This is a genomic window from Pseudomonas syringae, assembly GCF_023278085.1.
Classification (GTDB): domain Bacteria; phylum Pseudomonadota; class Gammaproteobacteria; order Pseudomonadales; family Pseudomonadaceae; genus Aquipseudomonas; species Aquipseudomonas syringae_Q.
Map to the genome: position 1 here is coordinate 3,715,708 of NZ_CP066265.1, position 18,445 is coordinate 3,734,152.

The following is an 18,445-nucleotide window of genomic DNA, read 5'->3' on the forward strand; positions in this document are numbered from 1 at the left end:
ACACGCCTGACCTCGAAGGCGCGAAGCATAACGCAGCATTGGCTGTAATTCTTGGTGAAACGCAAGTCAGGCGCATGACGAGGCCTTTACGCACATTCCATGCAGCCCCGGCTTCTTGCTGAGCGACTTTCAATGAACGGTGCCAATAGCGGCCGGTCACTTAGATAAGCCTGTCGCTATTGGGGTCATCAAGCACCGCATCGACGTCCGGCCGCCCTGACTATCCTGACCGAGAAGCACCTATGACCCAGCGAGATCTGACTGTCCAGCCGTTACGCTTCCAGCCTTCGTTTGAAGTCATCCCGGATGATGAAGCACAGACCAGCAAAGAACTGGTCGAAGCAATGCATTCCATTCTGGAAACCACTTTTCAGGACACCGGACACGCCATTCGTAGCGTGCACGCCAAAGCTCACGGGCTGCTGCGTGGCCACATTCAAGTGTATGACGACCTGCCCGAGCCACTGGCCCAAGGTGCATTCGCGAAACCCGGCAGCCTGCCGGTCATCATGCGATTTTCAACCAACCCTGGCGATATCCTCGACGACAAAGTCTCAACACCGCGTGGTCTTGCCATCAAGCTGGTCGGCGTCGAGGGTGCGCGACTGCCTGGTAGCGCAGAGGCAACCACTCAGGACTTCGTCATGCAAAACGCCGAGGCGTTTACTGCCAAAGACCCCCAGGCTTTTTTGAAGACGTTGAAGTTGCTGGCCAGGACAACTGACAAAGCGCCTGGCATGAAGAAGGCATTGTCTGCCGTATTGCGCGGCATCGAGTCCGTGATTGAGTCCGTAGGCGGTGAAAGCGGCACGCTGAAAAGCCTGGGCGGACACCCGATTACCCATGTGCTTGGCGAGACCTTCAATACGGTTGTGCCATTTCTATACGGGCCTTACTACGCCAAGCTGAGCGTCGTACCGGTCTCTGCCGAGCTGGTGGCGCTGACTGACCAGGCCGTGGATTTGAAAGATAATCCGGACGGCTTGCGTGAAGCCATAAAAGCGTTCTTTCTCGAAAACGATGCCAGCTGGGAGGTTCGCATCCAGCTCGCCACAGACGTGGAAAAGATGCCCATCGAGGACGCATCGGTTGTCTGGCCGGAAGACCTCAGCCCTTACGTCGCGGTAGCCAGAATCGACGTTCCTCGTCAGTCCTCATGGTCTGAGCAAAGCGTTCAGGAAATCGATGAAGCCATGGCCTTCAGCCCATGGCACGGCCTGGAAGCGCATCGTCCGCTGGGCGGAGTCATGCGCGTGCGCAAACCAGCTTATGAACATTCGGCCGGGTTTCGCAGCCAGCATAACGGCTGCCCTATGCATGAGCCGCGGGGCTGACAGAGTATCCGCTCACTTGCGCATTGTTGAGTGTGGCCCTACTATCCATGTACGCCAATGACTCATACAAGGGATTGAATGATCTTCATCGAAACTCCCGTATTCACTTCGGACCTCAGAGATCATTTGGATGATGAAGCATACAGGGCTCTACAAATCTATCTGGCTGAGCATCCAGAATCTGGAGCGCTTATCGAAGATACAGGTGGCCTGCGAAAAATCCGCTGGGCGGCTCATGGCAAGGGGAAAAGCGGGGGCGTGCGAGTTATTTATTACCATGTCTCTGCGCGATTCCAGATACGCATGATCTTGATCTATCGCAAAGGAATCCAGGATTCGCTGACGGACAAACAGAAGGCTCAGCTTCGCGCTATCAACAACGGGTGGAAATAATGGAAAAAAATCTCTTTGATCGTCTTGTAGAAAGCATGACCGAGATGGACGAGATAGATCGCGGTGAGCGCCAGCCCTCGCGTGAATTCCATATCGATGCCGTTCAAGTCAAAAAAATCAGACAAGCGACAGGTCTTTCCCAGGCAACCTTTGCCAAGCGCATTGATGTCGCAGTCGGGACACTTCGTAATTGGGAACAGGGACGACGCGAGCCAGAGGGGCCAGCGCGTGCATTGCTTCGAGCGATACACAATGATCCAGAGCACGTTCTTGCAGCATTGAGTTTTAACAGGGGTGAAATCGCAGACACAAAGCGCCTGAACTGACTTGATTTCCCGTCGAAGCTCATTTGCCCTGCCGCATTTGGCACTAGTGAAGACAATGTTAAAAAGAAGACGTGAACCCGTGTGCGGTTCAGCAGTGACAGCAAGCCTTAGAGCGCCAGGAGCGTGGTAGGCCATAAAAATCTGCAGCATTCCCGCTTTTATTGCATATCCCGCCTCACACCCATCGCATTTCTCACCCTAATGCTGGTCATCCTGCCCGCTCACCGCTAGAATTGCGCACTTTTTGATCAGAGGCGCACCCAGCGCCCAGTCGGTGCCTGCGCTTTGCGCATGGGCGCCCTTCACGCCGAGGTTTGCCATGTCCACCGTTACCACGCCGTCCGCCCCCAAGGTCGGATTCGTTTCTCTGGGTTGTCCTAGCGATGACTGATATAAACCGATAGGATCTCGTTTTTGGCGGGTTGGAAAACACACCTCATGGCAGCATTTTTACCAACGGAGCAACACTGTCATCAGTACGTCCAATAGCTTTCAATTTCAGTTTCAGAATGCCACTATCCGTTTCTGAGATAGCAACTACTAAAAAATGGAATGAAAATGGAAGAGCGAATTGAGAGGATTACGAGTGTTGCGACGTGTGACGAGAGTTACCGATTCCCTACAGCGAACGCATTTAGGCAATTTATCGGTGGTGAATTTGACGCTTGGTCATGGGTGAGCGGGCTGCCAGCTCCTTTTTCAACTGACGAATACGCACATCAATTTATAACCAAACCTTTAAAAGCAGCTGAGCGCGCCTTTAATGTAGACGGCCTAACGGCTCGCCATCTCAACATGAGTACTTACCTATCCTCCGACGGTGAATTGGGCAGACTTGCACAGGAAATTAGACAAGAACATGGCCCGATTACTAGCTTTATGTTCTTACTCTTGGCCCACCCACAGCTCGCAGGCAATTTGAACCAGTACAGCTCTTTGGAGAATTTCTTCAAGACTGATAGCCTTTATTATGAACGCGGCCTGGCATTACATTTATTTTTCGAAACCATTAACGTCAGCAAACTCACAACAAAAAAACGTCATCAAGCCAGAGAAAAAGAGACGCTTGACTTTAAAACTGGTTATGACAAAGCTATTGAGACTGCAAGTTCGCAATTGAAACGTGCGATTGCAGATATTAAGACTTCGCGCTCCGACCAACTGAAGGAGACGAAAGACGCTATACGTAAAAACAAACGCCGGGCACAACTGTACAGAGCCTTACTTGATAGAGCCGCAAAGTCAGGACATGAAAGCTTCAAGAGTTCCCAAACCGCGTTAAAGGATGCACGGAGCGACCTGATCAACGCCCAAGAAACTTATCACGCGCAAGTTGACTTAAAAGCTTCTGTTCAATACTGGACGGAGGAAATGGATCGGCACCGCAAAACAGCTTCGAAATGGCTGTACGCGGTTGTAGCCACTACCGCCGTGACTTTTCTCGCACCTGTTCTCTATTATCACCTGGGAGGAATAACTGGTTTATCGCAAGCAAGCACTGAGCGGACCGTATCTAATACGGGCTCTACGCCAGCAAAAATCCAGAAGACAGATAGCTTTAATTCCCCAACACAAAGTGAAACGGCAGTTGTTGAGCCCAAAGTGGCTACGGATCTAAATTTGTCTCCCCTTGCTGCCCACATTGCTGACTTGACTGGTGCTGCATTGCTTATAGCGCTGCTGTCGATCTTTATAAGACTGAGCCTTCGTCAGTTCAACACACACTCATATTTGAGACACGAGTCTGCCGAACGACTCGTAATGACTAAAACATATCTGGCGCTATCCAACGAAGGAAAATTGAGTACAGACACCGATAGAAAACTTGTGTTAGAAGCTTTGTTTCGTGCAACCCAGTCTAATGGCGTACCCGAGACAGCAATTTCTACACCTATAGAATTGATAATAAAAGCTGTCACAGACAGCAAGCCCGATAGAAACTAGCAACGACGACATAAATAAAAATTTACATGCGACAAAAACCCGGCTACTGCGGCAGCGCCGGGTTTCCTATCTAATCATCTTACGTGAGAAGACCACGTTGAGCAGATAGGTTGTCCAAAAGCGATTTCAATTGAAACTCTTCAGCAGATCCCCTTTCGGTGTGCTCGTGTATCGCCAGATACTCAGTACCTCTAGACCCATTGCGATAGATGACCCAGTCGCCGCTTGCTTTAGTCGAGGCTCGAGTTTGGAACCTAGCAGCTTCCGCTTTAACTGCCTCGTATCCTTTCCCTGCTGCCAAGAGTGACCGTACGATCTGATCTAGTGTGACATCCATGGGCTGTGAAGGAGGCTTTCCATGCAGCGCTGCTAAGTTTCCTGCTGCCCAGTCCTGCCTTTTGAAATGCACATGCCCATACCCCGCCAGGACGCCAGACGCGCTAAAAGCTCCAGGACTTCTTGTAATGGGCGAACCTCGCTCCATCGCGTCGAGCGCTCGAGTGAAAAATGCCAGGCGATCGCATGACAACTCGATCACTTGGTCGATCAAATATTCCGAGAGCCTGTCAAAGTAAGGTCTATCCTGCAGCACGGCCAGCGTAAATTGCTTTGAGTAACAGCCCAAATTTACCTCCGATGTAAAGCCGTCAAGATGCGGATTGTGGTAGTGAGCCTTCCACTGGCGCTTCAGATTACAGCACTCTGCTGGCGTTTTGTTAAAACAGTTGTCCTAACTGGGAAGGCTCCCAATTCGTGATGATCAACTCTGCACTCTCATCCGCTTTTGCTCTACGCTGATTGGAATTAGTATAACGGATGAAAACACTTTCAAAATGGAAGCCTTTGAACACTTCGCGTATATCAGGGTGGTCGTTGATACTTACCATCACCTTCCCTTTGCACCTACGCATGAAGTCAGCCATTCGCTCGTAGTTCTCAAACGCAAATTCTACCCCATACCCTGCGGTCTGCCAGTAAGGCGGATCCATGTAGTGGAAGGTATGGCTGCGGTCGTATCGTTCAGCGCAGTCCAGCCAAGGAAGGTTCTCGACGTAGGTACCGGACAGTCGCTGCCAGGCTGCGGACAAATTCTCTTCGATGCGCAGAAGATTGATCGCCGGTGCTGTAGTGGCCGTGCCGAACGATTGTCCAGTGACCTTGCCGGCAAATGCGTGATGCTGCAGGTAGAAAAAACGTGCAGCTCGCTGAATGTCCGTAAGCGTTTCAGGGCGGGTCATTTTTTGCCACTCAAAGATCTGGCGTGAACTGAGCGCCCATTTGAACTGGCGCACGAACTCTTCGAGGTGGTTCTGCACGACCCGGTACAGGGTCACCAGGTCACCGTTAATATCGTTGAGTACTTCCACTGGCGCACCTTGCGGTCGCATGAAATAAAGAGCGGCACCGCCCCCGAAGACCTCGACATAGCATTCATGCGGCGGGAACAGCGGAATCAGGCGATCGGCAAGACGACGCTTACCACCCATCCAGGGAATGATTGGAGAAGACATAAAGAAACCTTTTACTGTATGGATAAACAGTATTTTATCATACGTCAATTCCGCCCCATCGATGTGATTTTGTGCAAATGCCAGCGTCCGCCCATATGCGCTGCAAGCCCCGGTTTAGAAAGGTTGTCGCAACCCAATTACGATTCCGAAGCAAGTAAGCGATTGCCGCCTGGATCGCCGATTCAGAAACGGGAAAACGACTTAATCGCACTTTTTATTTTTTTGAGTCAATGGGGCCGGGGGCGGAGCAAACTGAGATACGTGGTCACACCGCACTCTGCCATGTGCGCCCTAATGCACTTGTTGGCAATTCTTTGCATTCCGTGCAATTCACAACACTCAGCCAAGGCCTACGGCCTGGCGCGGCTCGAGCCATGTTTGCACACCTCAGAGATTTGCAAAAAAAACGGACACAAAGCCCGTCGGCGGGAGGGGGATAAGTGCATTTCCTTCGCTTTTTTTATTCCCGAGCAGATTTCCTCCTCTGGTTTTCTCAAGCGGATTTAGGCATTTCATCGGACACCGGTGGCAATCCAAGATCGACCGAATGTACTGTATGCACATACAGCAAAATAGTCGGAGGGTAGACAATCATGTCCACGGCCAACACAGAGAAAAAAATAGCGGTGGCTGCATGGATCACGCTTCTTGACGACAGCACCGCATTGCTCACAAGCCCTGGCGGTCACCACAAGCTGCTGGTACGGCAGGCCGGCGCTTTGCATGCCTCTCAGATCGTGAGTCCAGAGGAATACAGCGACATGCTGGAGCTAGCTGACGGCGCGCTCGCCTATGCAATTGAGGCGCAGCTGGACCTCCCTGCCTCGGACAGTGCCGCCTGATGCAGGTCTTGGTCGTTCCAATGAGGCGCAAGGGTGTAGCGTTGGGGCCAAAAGAAAGGGACCGTTTCGAAGCGGTACTAGGGAACGTAATAGTCCGATCAGTTCACTGCGATCATTTTGGCAGACATGCAAACATTGCCTGGCTCGATGCAGGCATGCCAAAGGAGGCACAGCGGCTGCCGGAGCTGCTGGACGTAACGTTGGCCACAATGGCCCACAATGGGTTCGTGCTGAGTGGAATCGAATACATCGACGGCTGCGCCTACGCGCAGTCATGGTGGTGTAGGCACCAGTGATATCGATGTGCTGATCGACACCTGCAAAGCCGAACTGGTAGATGCATTGGGAACCAATGAACCAAAACTTCGCAGTCCAATTAAACCAGCTGTGACGTGTAAAAAGTAATTGACCAACCAGGGCGGGACAGAGGATCCACCTCTGCCGCGCTATAGATCAGAGCTCTTTTAAGCGGCCCTATATGCGACCGTTATTACGTCTGGCTTCCAGCTACGCTGTAAGTCCGACCACCTTCAATGACAGCTCATAAAAAGTTTTTCCAAAATCATCTCGACTAAGCTTCATATTATCAAGAATATTTCCACCCTGTTCAATTTGGTCATCCGTTAAAGCAAAAACGGGTACATTATGCTTCTGAGCTTGCGCTATAAGAGAGTTAAAATCTGCAATATTTGCAAGATTATACGGCTCGTCCTCTATCGAGAAAGATTTAAATAATGCATCGTCCAAGCACATATGAAAAGGAACTAGAGCAGGAACCAAGGCATTGGCCACTTCGCTGTTGATAATATCGATCCATCGTTGAAAAGATTTAGCAGGAGCGCCATTTCGTGGTCTATATTTTTGAGAGATAATGCCGATAAATTTTGGCGGATTCTCCGGTAAATGATAAACAAAGCTTGAATCTCTGAAATCAGAAACCTCTTTATTCCATTTAGGTACTACACGCGTTAAGGATTTTATAGCCTGAGCACAAAAGAAATCAGGTGCTGTAGGTACTATAAAATAATCGCTTGACATAAGAAGACATTGATTTAATGCCCCGACGCTTGGACTCATATCTACTAAGACATAATCAAAGTCATTTTTAGTTGCTGCTGAGCGGATGCATGCACCGAGAACTCCCGGTATGTTTCTCATAGCAGGTAACTTTGCAGCCGTGGTGAGAGCTACGCTAATCTGCGTTTCTGCTTCAGAGAGCTGAAGATTTCCGCATAAAAGTGATAGATTAGGGTGCGCCGTAGCCACCGGAGCTGCATCGAGATGACGACCTTCACCATTCAGAACAGGCAAGATACAGGTATAAAGGTCACAGTTTGGATTCTTAGCGTAAAACTCTGAAGTATCATCGATGGAAGAGTAGCCGAGGACGAGGGCGGTCAAATTGCATTGAGGATCTGTGTCAACGATTAGTATTTTGTAACCTTGCTCGGCAAGCATCCACCCTAAATTAAATGTAGTTGTAGTTTTACTAACGCCACCTTTATGATTGAACAGCGAAATCATTTTCATAAGTAAATCCATTTTATTTTTTCGGACTGTCAAGCTAGCCTTTTGCCATACCTCTGTCCAGTAAATTTGCGACTTCGTGCATTGGAGGCCAGCCTAGTGGAAGTGCGCTGTATAAGATTTTTCTTGTTACCAGAGATTGCTCAGATAGTAATGGCTCTAAGAGCTCCTGAGAGTATTTCGGCACGGGACGAATGCGTCGAGAAAGCCGTAGCATTTCCAGGCACCGGCGTCGGTCCGTGGGTATGCACAGCCAGTTGGGCGTTCATGTCCTGAATCAGATCGAGCAGATCACACACGACCTGAAAGATGTTCACACCGTCCGACCCAACCCAGTTTTTAGGAGCCTGCAGACGCTGACTCTCGCTGGTGATGCTTTTTCGCAATCCCTGAATCCTCTCCACCATGTCGCCACCCACCGTGGCGTTGTGCTTCTGGCCGACTACTAGGTTCAGATCGCGCCCGGTCGCCTGGTGCAAGTCGTCCACTGCCGCCAGGCTCGCGGATCCGCCTGACAGCAGCTTGAGTGCCCCCAGAGCCTCGATCTTCTTCACGCCACCCACTGACTCGGTCGAATGGTCGTCCACCGTCCTGGTGTGGCTCTGGAAGCTTTCGGTGTTCGTCATAGCGTCAACCTCGCGCTCGATCGCCTGGTCCTGGATCTTGCCGTCAGTCTTGCGCAGCCAGTTACCGTCCGCGTCGACGCGCTGCTGCACGGCGTCGCTGTGCTGCCACACCTGGTCGCCTTTTGGAACCTTCGGCAGTGTCAGGCCGTGCGGCAGGATGGTCTGGATGTAGGGTTTGTGTGGCAAGCCATAAGCGAAGCACACCACCACGCTGGTGCCCTCCTCCGGAAAGGCAAAGAACCCCATTTCATCACCACCCACCGGCATGGGCAGCGGCACGCCGGCCAGTACCGGCAATGCTGTATCGATCTCGCCGTCCGGCCCCATCACCTGCAGGTCGACCGAGAAACGCGGGCGGAAGTCGTCACACAGCCCGGCGCTGGCCGGCGCATCCGCCACGGCCACGACCTTGGCGAAGCGCGGCAAGTGATAGCCGCCAGTGAGTTCAGGGAATTGCCGCTCTACGCTGCGCTTGATTGCGTCGTCCATTTGATAGCCATCTGTGTGCCGGCCAGCGTCACGTTTGTGATCCGCTCGCCCTGGTTGATTGATACGCCTGGTCGCAGGCCTGGCAAGGCCGCGATCATTGCGCTCTGGCTGCCCTGGTAACCGTCGAAAAGGTTAACCGGCAACTGCAACGGCGACCGAGCGCCGAAGAAACTGTCAGCCCAAGCACCGACGTAGATCTCGCCGTCGCCCTGTTGCTGCCAGATAAAATCCTTGATGCCGAACACCCGCGCCATGCTGTCCAGCGCCTGGTATCCAGCGGCCAGGTTGTAGAAAAACGGCGTCTTGACGCGTGTGTAGGCCTGATCCGGAACCCGGAAACGCAGGCCGGTCTTGCTGCCGATATCGGCCAACACCGCGCGCAGATCTACATGGCGCAGGTTTATGGGCAATGGGTTGGCCAGCACCGCGGCTAACTCACGACACAGCACCACCTGCTCAATCCCGTTGGTGGCGGTGCAGCGTTCGACGTAGCCAATGAAATGACGCTGCAGGACCGCTTCGTTGTAGCCGATATCGAACGTGACCAATCCTTTGACGGTTACGCCCGCCTTGATCGTGAACGTGGCGCGGCCTGGACTCTTGAGGTCCAGACGGACATCGTCATTGACCAGCGGCATGACCGCGCCGCCGATCGTCAGCACCTTGTGCAGCTTCATGCTCATGAAGCGCCGCCTAGGTAGGTGTCCACCTTCTTGAGCACTGCCTCAAAGCCTGTCAGTTCTTCGGGCGTGCCCGATCCGCTGCCCTCAACACCATCACCTGGTGCTGACTGCGACGTGACGCCGTTGCCGGCGCGCCGGTTCTCGACCTTCTCCGGGTTGGATAGCTTCTCGCTCAGCGTGAACTGGACGATCCATTGGGCCAGTGTGTCGTCCTCACGGGCGCTGACCCCGTCAGAGAACGTCACCTGCCGGATGCCAAATGCCTTGGCCGTGTCGTTCACGATGCGGTAGGTCTGTAGCTGGCCACCGCCTGCAGTCGCCTCGGCCAGGCGCATGATCGTGCGCAGGTCCTCGAGGGCCTTGTAGGGGATTGTCAGCGCAACGGTCAAAGTCTTGGGTTTGAAACCCTTGTGCGATTTGTCGGTTGCCGATGTCTGCCCGCCCAGCTCGTCGGCCTCAATCTTAAGGCTGGCTGTCAGCTTCATGCGGTGGCCGATGATCTGCTCGCCGTTGAGTAGCAGCGTCATAGGCCCACCAGTTCCTGGACAAAGCTCAGGCTCTCTGCAGATCCCACTAGCAGCGCGCCGGCACACAGCGGCCATTCATGGCCCGGTGCTTCGCCCTCGAGTAGTTCGCGGCGCAGCTGGCCCAGGTCACCCGGTCCCAGCATCCTAGACTGGATCGACACGTCGTCTGCACTGTTGGTGAACTGGGCTTTCAGGTCGGCCAGCTGCTGATCGCGCTTCTGGGCCTGCGCCTTCTTTCGTGCCTGCAGATCTGCGAGGTCCGCCATGGGCGAGCTGTCAGCAGCATAGCCCTCAAGTACAGCCAGTTGGCCGGCCATGGACTGGCTGGCCAGCTTGGTGATCGGGCACCGCTGCAGCGGCAACTGGCTCCAGAGCGGCATTTGCCCGGCGATCGGCATGACCCACTTTTCCACCTCCAGCTTGGCCAGGTGTTCGGCCCGACGTTCGGCGCGCACCAGGTCCGGCATAGGCAGCACAACGTTGAACCGACCCAACGTCGCCGCAAGCTGGTCCAGACGCGTGGCGAGGAAGATCAGCACCAAGGCGCTTTGCTGACCTTGAGGGCGGACAGCGTCAGTGGTGTCCGTCAGCTTGTCAGCCAGTAGTTGTAGCAGGTTCGGCGCGGACAAAAAGCGCTGGTGGCCGCCGCTGCCCTGGCCAACCCCGTGCTGGAATGGCGTCACGACGATACACGACGGGACATTATCGAACTGGGCCGCCAAGGCGGTACGGCCGGCGCTGATCGCCGCTTGTGCGGCGCCGCCGATCGGCCCCGGGCTGGTGGTCGCGATGTCGGCTAGCTTGGAGACTCGCTCCCCAGTGCTGAGCATTTCGCCCTGGATGAGATTGCGAGCGCCGGCCATCTGGTCCATCCATTGAGTGGCTTGTACCGGCCAGCGAAACTTGATGTTGGTCCAACTCATGGCAGCACCAACCAGATCGGGGCTGATGGGCGGGCTGAAATGTCAGGGAACGACGAATGCTCCGGCCAATCACGCAGCGCGCCACGATAGGCCTGCAGCGCCATGTAGTGTTCCACCGACAACGTCGTTGCCTGCCCCGCTTCGAGCTCGTCACGGTGACGGTTGACCATCCCATCGGTCTGTTTGAGCTGATAGTCCCGCCAGCAACGATCATTCTCGCGCAGCGTCTCGATGCTGGGACCAAACGGCGCAATAGCAGCAGGTCGACCACTGTCATCCAGGCCGATACGCATGCCGTTGCTCTGTGCCTCCAGTAAGGATTGGTAGTGCTCTATGCTGATCTCGATCAGATCGCTCGCCGGGGGCAGCAGGCATTCCGGATTGTCGACGGTAATCTGCGGCACCGGGACGCCGAGGTCATCGATCTCGATCATCGGCACGGACTCCTCCTGGCTGTGGTCGCCCGCGATGTATGCGGGATCCGGGACCAGGATCTTCGGTCGTTCGAAGGTTGGGTCATCGATGGTGATGGTTCGGGGGCCGTGGCTCGCGCTGCTGTAAAACCCGCCCGACGGGCGACCGTAAAAGAACTCCATTTATTTCCCCGTTACGCGGTAGTGGATGGTGATGGGCGTGTTGCTTGGGTTACTGCCGGCAACGCGTTGAACGCGTACGGTCATGGCGCCCAAGCCAGAGCTATGAAACCCCACCAGGTTCTCGGCAATTTCAGTGGTCTCTCCGACCGCCTCAATGCCGAACGTCACAGAGTGGAACGCGGCCGGGAACGACATCGGAAAATAAATCCCCGCTTCCGCCACCGCCCCGACGGCATTCGGCGATACCAGCGTGACTCGCCCCCACTGCTCGATGCGACCGGTGTCAGCGTCTTTGTGCCAGCCGTTGACCTCAACCGAGGCAGTGTTTTTCGGCCGGTTGGCTTCGGTCCAAAAACGGTACCGGGCGTTACCCGCTGACCAGCCACCGAAAGCAAACTGGTTGTCCGTGTCCAGACCAAAGAACGTGCCGTAGGACCCGCCCCGATGAAATGTAATCACTGCCGCAGCGGCCGGGTTATTGCCGTTCACAATCGCCAGAGGGGCGTGGGCTTGGTTGTGAGCACCCGCCGCTGCCAGCGAAGGAACCTGACCGAGGCTGAATGCGGTGTAGCCGTTTTCACCCGCGAGCCGCACAAAACGCCCATCTGACTGGCTGGCGGTATAGGCGTCGGTGATGCCATAGCCACCGAGGGTGGTGGCGACGTTGGCTTTGCCGGCAGGATTGAAGTTGCCCGAGTGGTACAGCTTGTACTGCGGCTGGCCAGGGTCAGATCCGCCCAGATACAGTTCATTGTCAGTTTGGAGCCCCAGCATCCGCGCCACACCACGCGAAGAGGCATGAAAGGTAATGGCTGGGTGCAAATCCGAATCGAGAACCAGACCCGCAGATCCCCAAACGCCGAGTTGAGCATCTGATTTGCGGCTGTATAGTCGGCCGGCCACCGTGCCGCCGCTGGTCGACAGTTTCCCCGCCAGGGCATTGGTCATGCTGGTGGCAAAGTTGGGATCGTTGCCCAGGGCCGTCGCCAGCTCCTTGAGGGTGTCGAGCGCCGCCGGCGACGAGTCCACCAGCGCGGCGACCACCGAATGCACAAAGGCAGTGTTAGCGGCCTGCTGGTCCTTGGTCGTGGCCGGTAGCGAAGGCACTCTGACCGGGCCGGTAAATGCTGCCCCCGCCAGATCAGCTTTAAGGGCCGGATTGAAGTTACCGGTGTCCCACGGCTCGCGGCCAAACAGATAAGCACGCTGGTTGGCCAGGTCCAGGTTCAGCGGATCCGGTACGCCTGTCGAAAAGATTCGGAACGTATGGTTATACACATCAGCAAAGACGGTACGTAACGTCGTCGCCCAGCGCACCTCTGGCGAGTCATTGCTACCGTTATTGAGCACGATGGACTGCGTAGTGTTGATCGTACCCGTGACATTCCCACCGTTTTTGTTGAGCTTGGTGTCGACCAGGGCCTCGAGCAGTTGGCGTACAGCTACGACCATTTTGGTGGTGGCCAACACTTGATCACTGTTGCTGGTTGGATCACTGCTGATCGCGTTGGGAATCTGGTCCAGCTTCACGTCATCTTTCGTGGTGGCCCGGGCGCGCAGATTGGGATAGTCGCCAACCCGGGCGGCCAGGTGTTTGATCAGTTCAGTGATGATCGGCTCGACGCTGCGCAGATCGGTAATCAACGATGAGGTGGGCAAGTCGGCCAACGGCACCAAGTAATGGCGTGCGCCGGCACCGTCGTTGTAATCCGCCTTGTCCATGCCAAACACCACTTGGAACGTACCCACCACGTCGCTGTGATCGCGCTGCAGAGACACATCCAGCCAGGCCTTGTTGGGCACCGACGGCACGACGACCGGCAGGACGGCTGTCGACTCCAGACGAATTCCTTCGACATAAGCCACCCCCGCCTTGAGCTGGTAGGTGCTACCGACTTTCTCCAGTTTCAAACCGCTATCAAAGAAGCAGGCACGGCCAAACACATCGCGATTGCTCAGCCGCTCGCGTTCGTCGATGCCTTTGAGGCGTACAGTGAAGTCGTGCTGCCAGGTGCTTGCATCGATCTTGATGCCGGTCAGCTGCTGGGCACCGTCGAACACCACCAGGAAGTTGCGCGTCACGTTGTTGCCGATCTGGTCAGGCAGGACGTTCTTGCGCTTCTGTTGCAACGGCACGTAGGCGACCGACAGCAGCACGTCGTCGCTGGTCTCCAGGCCGATCCAGTTCCAGTCGAAGTCACCGATATCGGTGCCCATCAGGAGGCTGTACACCACCTGGTTAGGGTTCACATAGCCCTGCTGGGTGATGTTTGCGGTGTAGACGATCTGGGCCGCTGGCGGCTTCACGCCGGCGCGATTGACCGGGCCGCTCACATTGAGGCCGGGCACGTTGGCCAGCACGAAGCGGGCGACGGTCAGCGGCAGGTTGGCCGCTTGTTTCTGGGCGATCAGTTTCTCGCCGGCGAGGGTGATACTTGCAGCCATGAGGGCTCCTAAAGGCTGGCGACCAGCGTTTGCTGATCGTCATTGAAATCCACCAGGGCAACAGCAAGCCGCACCGGGGTGATGGTTACGAAGTCATACCGGCGGCAGGTGCGTCCGTACTGACGGATCAGCACACGCAACAGGTCGGGGTTCTCGGACAGTTGGGAATCGCTCAGGGTGAGCAACACGACGTCCCAGTCGCGTTCGGGCATGCGCTCCTGGATCTCGACGTAGCCGACGCCCAAGCGCTCCAGGATGCGTTTCAAACCAGCAGTACTGCCGGCGTCCACCGAGTTGATAAAGGCGTACTTGACCCGCAGACGGAACAGGCTTTCAGGTTCGGCGGGAAACCGCGTGACATCACGCTGCCAGGCCCACAGCTCCAAAATGGACAGGTGGCACGTGTCCGCGTCGAGCTGCAGGTACGGCCAGCGCAGCCACTCGGTGGCCTGCTCCCACCAGAGCTGGGCGGTGGTGACCAGCTTGGTCAGCTCCAGCCCTTCGAGCCAGAACGGCAGCTTGAGCTTGATCATTGCAGGACCACCGCCAGGGTGCTGATGCGCGGGATGTCCAACGCCGAGACGATGTCACTGTTGGCAAACCGCAACGAACTGATATCCGGAAACTGAACGTGCAGCTCTTCGGTCAGGCGGCTGAAACTGAAACGTGACTGGGGAAATGTCCGAGTCGGCGCGTAGTCACTCTGGGTGCTTTCGCGGAACGCAGCGCGGATGAACAGCCCGACCTCAGCCTGCAGCGTCTGCAACTGCAGCGCTGTCAGGTTCGCCACCGGCCAGACCTTGACGCTGATCGCGTGCAGGGTTTCAGGCATGGCCATGGCCAGCAGATCGTCGCCGTGGCCATGGTTGCCGCCGTCGCGGATATGCGTGTTGATCTGCTCGAGGAAGGTATCGGCGGGCACGCCGGCGTCGAACAGCACGAAGGCATTGGCGCTGCCTGGCCCACGCGGCGCGCCGTGTTCAAAGTACACGCCATCAGCGGCAACCCCAGGAAACCCGGTGATGATAGCCCGGTACACCGCGTCGGTGTGCCATTGGTTGACCGCCGAAAACTGGTTGCGCACGCGCAGACGCAGCTGGTCGTCATGCTCGGAATCCGCGCCAGGCGTCTGCAGCCAGTCGGTGTTGTTTACCACCTGGACAACGCCCGGTACCGACTGAGGCAGCACCGCGTAGTAACCCGGTGCCAGGTTGTAGCCGCTGCCGGCTCCCACGGCCTTGACCGGCACCACCAACTGGCTCTGGCCCTCTTCAAAGCTGCGCGGCTCGGTGGTTACCAACTGGTAGATATGACCATTGAGGGTCGGTGACTGAACGACAGTGCCGATCGGCACTTCCAGCTCGCCACCGGTATTGGCGCGGGTAAAGAGCAGTTCACCAACGGCCACCGTCGCGGCCTTGCGCTCGATGTTCACCGCCCACGCCAGCATGTCCAGCCATTGCGCGCCGGCAGTCTTGACGAAGAAGTTCGGCAGCACCGTGCCACTGACAAACTCCAACAGCCAAAGCACTGGCTTGGTGACCAGCGCCGTGATGATTCGCCAGAACGGGCTGTACGCGCTGGTGTTGGTCAGCGTGCTGCCCTGCTCGACGGCCAGCTTTTCCCAGGCCTGTTTGAGCTGCGCCTCGGTGGTCGGAATGCCGGAGTCACCCAGCGCCTTTTTGAAGTCGACGGTCATAAGGTGATCTCCACCTGGCCAAACTTCACGGTCGTGGCGGTCACCAGGTACACACCCGGCTGGGTCTGCTCGATCTGCGCAGTACCTGGTACCAGGCGTTCGTCATCCTCGACGAGCAGCTCCATCTGCTGAATGCAGTCACGCTGACGCAACCGGTCGCGCTCGGCCACCAGGGTGATCAGCAGGCCACTTTCGCGGATCAGATGCGCGATGTCCTGAGCGATCGAGGCGCGGTCATCCACCAGCAGGGGCTGGCGAGCCGGGTCGAGTACCAGGTCGTTGTTCATGATCAGCAGGTCGACGTATTCACTCATCAGCCGCCCACCGCCATGGCCATCATGTTTTCCAGCTCCAGCGGTGTCATCGGTTTAGAGGTATTGATATTCAGTGTCTCGACGTGGGTGCCGGGGCGCTGGTTGGGGTTCATGGCGTTGCTCTGGCTCTGGAAGCTTTGCATCAGTCCTCCTTTCGGGACGGCCTGCGGTTTGGTGGGACTGATCGACGTATTGGCGTTGATCGCCTTGCGGGCCTCAATACCCTTGTCCGATTTGGCGGGCAGCTCGATGACCTTCTCGACGCGCTCTGGCAGTGCCGTTTTGGCCGGCATCGAAAACGCCAGGTCAGCCGACGCCGGCGGCAGCATGATCGGGTCGGCCTGGCTGATCTGCGGAGCAGGCAACTGCAGCGGTTTGAAGGGCAGCACGTTGGGTTGCGGCAGGCTGATAGGCGGTGCAGGTTTCACCTGGACTCTCGCTGCAGCACCCTGGGCCGGCGCAGATCGAGCGACCGCTGCCGGCAGTTGTGGACCCGGTACAGGTGCTCCCACCTGACCGGGCAGATCTGGCACCTTCGGCGGCTCTGGCAGATCACCAAACGTGGTTTCTATGTTGATGCCGGGGATCTTGTTGGCCATCTCGATCAGGCCATTGATTGCGCCCTTGACCGTAGACAGGATGCTGTCCCAGGCCGTTTTGGCGATGCCTGACCAGCCGCCCATCGAGTCGAACCAGCTGGACAGTTTGGCCATCTGATCGCTGATCCACTGGAACGCGGTGGTGTTCATCAGTGCGGCGCACAGCTCGTCCCAGTACACGACCGCTGCGACCACGGCAGCGGCCAGCAGGACAATGCCGGCCACGATCAGCAGCACCGGGTTGGCCAGCATGGCGGCGTTGACCAGCCAGATTGCGCCCTGCCACAGCAGCATGCCGACGCGCACGATCGCCATCCAGGTGTACAGACCGATCAGGCCGACCACGAAAGCCGCGACCATGACCGTGTGGAACAGGAACATGGCGATCGATTTGAAGCCCTGCCAGGTGAGCAGCTTCCATACGGTGAGCATGCCCAGCCACACCATTTTGCTGACACCGACTACCAGGGTCAGCAACGACATCGCGGCGATGAAGCCAAAGACCACCAGCGTGGTGATACCGATAAGCCGGGTGATGTTCGGGAAAAGTTGCGTCCAGCGGGTCAAGGTCTTGGCAATGCCCACCAGACGTTCCATCAGCGGGGTCAGCGTCGGAATCAGGGACTGACCGAAAGCGATGCGCAGCGCTTCGACGGCTTTGCCAAACTGCTCCCAGGGGTCGACCATGGCCTTGGCCATCTTCTCGGCGTTCTCCAGGCCCCGGACCTTGCCCAGTTCGGCAATTCCGTTGCGCAGCCGATCGGTGTCCTTGGCTAGCGCGCCGATCACCTGGGCACCTTCACCGCCGAACACTTCCATCAGCTTGGTGCCGGCAGCAGCACTGGTCAGGTCGCCGTACTTGCCCTGCAGCTTGTCCATGATCTGCAGCATGGGCAGTGCATTGCCGGAGGCGTCCGTGAAGCTCAGGCCGGTTTTCTCGGCAGCCGCGCTGAGGTTTTCGAAAAACGCCTTGTAGCGCCCGCCGGCGTCGCCGCCTTCCATGGTGCTGGACAGCGTACCGACCACCGCCATTTGTTCGGCAAAGCTGACACCGGCCTGGGTCGCGATCGCCCCGACTTCCTTGAAGGCGTCTTTCAACTGGGCACCATCGGTGCGGAACAGCTTCACCGCCAGCGCGGTCTGGCCGGTCAACTGCTGCGCCCACTCCACCCGGCCCATCTTGTCTGCCTGGGACTTGAACAGGTTGTACATGGTGCCCAGGTAAGCGCCGGTCGTTTCGGCGTCGGATTTGGTGACCTTGGCCAACAGATTGCTGGCACTGGTGATGGTGGCCAGCTGGCCGCCTACCAGGCCCTTGATCGCGCCATCGATGACGCGTGACGACGCCACGAACTCGGCGGCGCTGGCGGCGTAGGTGATCGAGAATTCGAGGGCCGTCCGGTTCAGCGAAGCCAGCGCGTCTTCGGTGGTGCCCAAAGCGCGCATGTCGCCCAGCGCCCGGTTCACTTCCAGCGCCGGTTCCAATGATTCGGTGATGGCCTTGCCCGCCCCCACCATGCCGGCCAGGCCTGCACCCATCTGAATGATGTTCTGCTGGCTCTTGGCGGCAAGGTCGCTGAAGCTGGTTTTCACCTTGCCCAACGGGGCACTGACCTTGTCGGTCAGTTTCAGGATGAAGGCCAGGCGGGCGGAACGGTCAGCCATCA

General features: G+C 56.7%; 18 protein-coding genes. 6 read left to right on the forward strand and 12 right to left on the reverse strand.

Translation table 11 applies throughout. From position 1 onward, the window contains the following. Positions 1 to 242 precede the first annotated feature (242 nt). The 4 genes from I9H07_RS16500 to I9H07_RS16515 all read left to right on the forward strand — a co-directional run bounded on the left by I9H07_RS16500 (position 243) and on the right by I9H07_RS16515 (position 3,997). On the forward strand, positions 243 to 1,334 hold the full coding sequence (locus I9H07_RS16500; protein WP_024675596.1) for a catalase family protein: 1,092 nt from the start codon (positions 243 to 245) through the stop codon (positions 1,332 to 1,334). A 78-nt stretch (positions 1,335 to 1,412) separates the two neighbouring features. Next, entirely contained in the window at positions 1,413 to 1,727 is a 315-nt protein-coding gene (locus tag I9H07_RS16505; RefSeq protein ID WP_024675597.1) for a hypothetical protein, read from the forward strand. Next, positions 1,727 to 2,053 (forward strand): helix-turn-helix domain-containing protein, encoded by a 327-nt coding sequence (locus tag I9H07_RS16510; protein ID WP_032606649.1) that lies wholly within the window; start codon positions 1,727 to 1,729, stop codon positions 2,051 to 2,053. Before I9H07_RS16505 ends, I9H07_RS16510 begins: the two co-directional genes overlap by 1 nt. Positions 2,054 to 2,611: 558 nt before the next feature. Continuing rightward, entirely contained in the window at positions 2,612 to 3,997 is a 1,386-nt protein-coding gene (locus I9H07_RS16515) for a hypothetical protein (protein WP_236425566.1), read from the forward strand. A gap of 716 nt (positions 3,998 to 4,713) precedes the next feature. On the opposite strand, the gene I9H07_RS16520 is transcribed toward I9H07_RS16515, so the two are convergent. Next, positions 4,714 to 5,508 (reverse strand): DNA adenine methylase, encoded by a 795-nt coding sequence (locus I9H07_RS16520; protein ID WP_236425567.1) that lies wholly within the window; start codon positions 5,506 to 5,508, stop codon positions 4,714 to 4,716. 593 nt (positions 5,509 to 6,101) lie between these two features. Between I9H07_RS16520 and I9H07_RS16525 the strand changes: the two genes are divergently transcribed. Continuing rightward, complete coding sequence (locus I9H07_RS16525; RefSeq protein WP_236425568.1) at positions 6,102 to 6,350, forward strand: hypothetical protein; 249 nt, start codon at positions 6,102 to 6,104, stop codon at positions 6,348 to 6,350. Further along, positions 6,350 to 6,646: a hypothetical protein gene (locus I9H07_RS16530; RefSeq protein ID WP_236425569.1), complete on the forward strand. Its 297-nt coding sequence runs from the start codon at positions 6,350 to 6,352 to the stop codon at positions 6,644 to 6,646. Before I9H07_RS16525 ends, I9H07_RS16530 begins: the two co-directional genes overlap by 1 nt. 211 nt (positions 6,647 to 6,857) lie before the next feature. On the opposite strand, the gene I9H07_RS16535 is transcribed toward I9H07_RS16530, so the two are convergent. From I9H07_RS16535 to I9H07_RS16585, 11 genes are all read right to left on the reverse strand, one after another. Then, positions 6,858 to 7,880: a ParA family protein gene (locus I9H07_RS16535; protein ID WP_236427025.1), complete on the reverse strand. Its 1,023-nt coding sequence runs from the start codon at positions 7,878 to 7,880 to the stop codon at positions 6,858 to 6,860. Between the two features lie 140 nt (positions 7,881 to 8,020). Continuing rightward, positions 8,021 to 8,992, reverse strand: a complete 972-nt coding sequence (locus tag I9H07_RS16540; RefSeq protein WP_236424669.1) for a hypothetical protein — start codon at positions 8,990 to 8,992, stop codon at positions 8,021 to 8,023. After that, positions 8,965 to 9,675 (reverse strand): hypothetical protein, encoded by a 711-nt coding sequence (locus I9H07_RS16545; protein ID WP_074997943.1) that lies wholly within the window; start codon positions 9,673 to 9,675, stop codon positions 8,965 to 8,967. The genes I9H07_RS16540 and I9H07_RS16545 overlap by 28 nt, the downstream gene beginning before the upstream one ends. Next, a complete protein-coding gene (locus I9H07_RS16550; RefSeq protein WP_074997942.1) occupies positions 9,672 to 10,202 on the reverse strand; it encodes a DNA-binding protein in 531 nt (176 codons plus the stop codon). The genes I9H07_RS16545 and I9H07_RS16550 overlap by 4 nt, the downstream gene beginning before the upstream one ends. Beyond that, the gene (locus I9H07_RS16555; RefSeq protein WP_236424668.1) at positions 10,199 to 11,125 is read right to left on the reverse strand and encodes a hypothetical protein; all 927 of its coding nucleotides are present in this window, start codon (positions 11,123 to 11,125) and stop codon (positions 10,199 to 10,201) included. Before I9H07_RS16555 ends, I9H07_RS16550 begins: the two co-directional genes overlap by 4 nt. Further along, entirely contained in the window at positions 11,122 to 11,721 is a 600-nt protein-coding gene (locus I9H07_RS16560) for a phage tail assembly chaperone (protein WP_122220354.1), read from the reverse strand. The genes I9H07_RS16555 and I9H07_RS16560 overlap by 4 nt, the downstream gene beginning before the upstream one ends. Then, the gene (locus I9H07_RS16565) at positions 11,722 to 14,166 is read right to left on the reverse strand and encodes a phage tail protein (RefSeq protein ID WP_236424667.1); all 2,445 of its coding nucleotides are present in this window, start codon (positions 14,164 to 14,166) and stop codon (positions 11,722 to 11,724) included. An 8-nt stretch (positions 14,167 to 14,174) separates the two neighbouring features. Continuing rightward, positions 14,175 to 14,699, reverse strand: a complete 525-nt coding sequence (locus I9H07_RS16570) for a phage tail protein (RefSeq protein ID WP_236424666.1) — start codon at positions 14,697 to 14,699, stop codon at positions 14,175 to 14,177. After that, entirely contained in the window at positions 14,696 to 15,865 is a 1,170-nt protein-coding gene (locus tag I9H07_RS16575) for a baseplate J/gp47 family protein (protein WP_005737176.1), read from the reverse strand. The genes I9H07_RS16570 and I9H07_RS16575 overlap by 4 nt, the downstream gene beginning before the upstream one ends. Beyond that, entirely contained in the window at positions 15,862 to 16,179 is a 318-nt protein-coding gene (locus I9H07_RS16580) for a DUF2590 family protein (RefSeq protein ID WP_003342289.1), read from the reverse strand. The genes I9H07_RS16575 and I9H07_RS16580 overlap by 4 nt, the downstream gene beginning before the upstream one ends. Next, positions 16,179 to 18,443, reverse strand: coding sequence for a phage tail tape measure protein (locus I9H07_RS16585; RefSeq protein WP_236424665.1), 2,265 nt, complete (start codon positions 18,441 to 18,443; stop codon positions 16,179 to 16,181). The genes I9H07_RS16580 and I9H07_RS16585 overlap by 1 nt, the downstream gene beginning before the upstream one ends. Positions 18,444 to 18,445 lie beyond the last annotated feature (2 nt).

What these genes read in the sequence shown, in the direction of transcription:
- I9H07_RS16500 (WP_024675596.1), top strand. Translation starts at nt 243, where the DNA reads ATGACCCAGCGAGATCTGACTGTCCAGCCGTTACGCTTCCAGCCTTCG.
- I9H07_RS16505 (WP_024675597.1), top strand. Translation starts at nt 1,413, where the DNA reads ATGATCTTCATCGAAACTCCCGTATTCACTTCGGACCTCAGAGATCAT.
- I9H07_RS16510 (WP_032606649.1), top strand. Translation starts at nt 1,727, where the DNA reads ATGGAAAAAAATCTCTTTGATCGTCTTGTAGAAAGCATGACCGAGATG.
- I9H07_RS16515 (WP_236425566.1), top strand. Translation starts at nt 2,612, where the DNA reads ATGGAAGAGCGAATTGAGAGGATTACGAGTGTTGCGACGTGTGACGAG.
- I9H07_RS16520 (WP_236425567.1), bottom strand. Translation starts at nt 5,508, where the DNA reads ATGTCTTCTCCAATCATTCCCTGGATGGGTGGTAAGCGTCGTCTTGCC.
- I9H07_RS16525 (WP_236425568.1), top strand. Translation starts at nt 6,102, where the DNA reads ATGTCCACGGCCAACACAGAGAAAAAAATAGCGGTGGCTGCATGGATC.
- I9H07_RS16530 (WP_236425569.1), top strand. Translation starts at nt 6,350, where the DNA reads ATGCAGGTCTTGGTCGTTCCAATGAGGCGCAAGGGTGTAGCGTTGGGG.
- I9H07_RS16535 (WP_236427025.1), bottom strand. Translation starts at nt 7,880, where the DNA reads ATGAAAATGATTTCGCTGTTCAATCATAAAGGTGGCGTTAGTAAAACT.
- I9H07_RS16540 (WP_236424669.1), bottom strand. Translation starts at nt 8,992, where the DNA reads ATGGACGACGCAATCAAGCGCAGCGTAGAGCGGCAATTCCCTGAACTC.
- I9H07_RS16545 (WP_074997943.1), bottom strand. Translation starts at nt 9,675, where the DNA reads ATGAGCATGAAGCTGCACAAGGTGCTGACGATCGGCGGCGCGGTCATG.
- I9H07_RS16550 (WP_074997942.1), bottom strand. Translation starts at nt 10,202, where the DNA reads ATGACGCTGCTACTCAACGGCGAGCAGATCATCGGCCACCGCATGAAG.
- I9H07_RS16555 (WP_236424668.1), bottom strand. Translation starts at nt 11,125, where the DNA reads ATGAGTTGGACCAACATCAAGTTTCGCTGGCCGGTACAAGCCACTCAA.
- I9H07_RS16560 (WP_122220354.1), bottom strand. Translation starts at nt 11,721, where the DNA reads ATGGAGTTCTTTTACGGTCGCCCGTCGGGCGGGTTTTACAGCAGCGCG.
- I9H07_RS16565 (WP_236424667.1), bottom strand. Translation starts at nt 14,166, where the DNA reads ATGGCTGCAAGTATCACCCTCGCCGGCGAGAAACTGATCGCCCAGAAA.
- I9H07_RS16570 (WP_236424666.1), bottom strand. Translation starts at nt 14,699, where the DNA reads ATGATCAAGCTCAAGCTGCCGTTCTGGCTCGAAGGGCTGGAGCTGACC.
- I9H07_RS16575 (WP_005737176.1), bottom strand. Translation starts at nt 15,865, where the DNA reads ATGACCGTCGACTTCAAAAAGGCGCTGGGTGACTCCGGCATTCCGACC.
- I9H07_RS16580 (WP_003342289.1), bottom strand. Translation starts at nt 16,179, where the DNA reads ATGAGTGAATACGTCGACCTGCTGATCATGAACAACGACCTGGTACTC.
- I9H07_RS16585 (WP_236424665.1), bottom strand. Translation starts at nt 18,443, where the DNA reads ATGGCTGACCGTTCCGCCCGCCTGGCCTTCATCCTGAAACTGACCGAC.